This is a genomic window from Pseudomonas sp. A39 (assembly GCF_058145955.1).
Map to the genome: position 1 here is coordinate 1 of NZ_JBYVMD010000113.1, position 1,093 is coordinate 1,093.

Sequence of the window (1,093 nt, forward strand, 5' to 3'; positions counted from 1 at the left end):
ATGACCGGACTCCGTAAAGAGGCTCGTGAAGCTGGCGTATACGTACGTGTTGTACGTAACACCCTGCTCAAGCGCGCTGTTGCTGACACTGAATACAGTGTCCTCAATGACGTGTTCACCGGCCCGACCCTGATTGCGTTCTCCACCGACCATCCTGGCGCTGCTGCCCGTTTGTTCAAGGAATTCGCCAAGGGTCAGGATAAGTTCGAGATCAAGGCAGCTGCGTTCGAGGGCAAGTTCCTCGCAGCTAACCAAATCGACGTACTGGCAACACTGCCGACCCGTAACGAAGCTATTTCTCAGCTGATGAGCGTGATTCAAGGCGCTACCAGCAAGTTGGCTCGTACTCTGGCCGCAGTTCGCGAGCAAAAAGAAGCTGCCGCAGCCTAAGGCTGAACAACTTCTCTCGCGTATTTTTGTTTATTTCGATGGCCGCGTAGGCCGTCCCCCAATTCAGGAAATACAGCAATGTCTATCTCCCAAGACGATATCCTCAACGCCGTAGCTGAAATGTCGGTTCTGCAGGTTGTTGAGCTGATCAAAGCTTTCGAAGAAAAATTCGGCGTTTCCGCTGCCGCTGCTTCCGCTGGCCCAGCTGTTGCTGCTGTCGCTGCTGAAGAGCAAACCGAATTCAACGTCATGCTGCTGGAAGCTGGCGAGAAGAAAGTAAACGTGATCAAGGCCGTACGTGAACTGACCGGTCTGGGCCTGAAAGAAGCCAAGGCTGTAGTTGACGGCGCTCCAGCCCAGGTTCTGGAAGCAGTGTCGAAAGACGCCGCTGACAAAGCCAAAGCTGTTCTGGAAGAAGCAGGCGCTAAAGTCGAGCTGAAGTAAGCATCGACCTTGCGTCTCCAGCCCAAGCGTTAAGCTGAAGGCTGATGGCTGGTGGCTCTTGCCACCGGCCTTTTTCCGTTCTTGGCTGTCGACTCGGTCGCCGCCATTAACGTGCTGTAGCCACCCGATGCGGTGGTGCAAACCATGGGGTTTGCGAGATTTTCTGGCTGCTCCCGTCGGGAGGGCCAAACAAGCAGGTGACCAAGCTGGGGAACGCTGATGGCTTACTCATATACTGAGAAAAAACGTATCCGCAAGG

Annotated in this window: 2 protein-coding genes; both read left to right on the plus strand. The window is 54.5% G+C overall.

What is annotated here, in order from left to right; all coding sequences use genetic code 11:
• Positions 1 to 390 (plus strand): 50S ribosomal protein L10 (gene rplJ, locus AC3ZU9_RS31415; protein WP_490091789.1); only part of this gene is annotated, 390 nt, incomplete at its 5' end.
• Between the two features lie 78 nt (positions 391 to 468).
• Positions 469 to 834 carry a 50S ribosomal protein L7/L12 gene (gene rplL, locus AC3ZU9_RS31420; RefSeq protein ID WP_003210093.1) on the plus strand — a complete coding sequence of 122 codons (366 nt, stop codon included), beginning with the start codon at positions 469 to 471 and terminating at the stop codon, positions 832 to 834.
• The last annotated feature ends 259 nt before the right edge of the window (positions 835 to 1,093 follow it).

Excerpts from the sequence above, each read along its gene's own strand:
- rplL (WP_003210093.1), top strand. The coding sequence starts at position 469 with ATGTCTATCTCCCAAGACGATATCCTCAACGCCGTAGCTGAAATGTCG.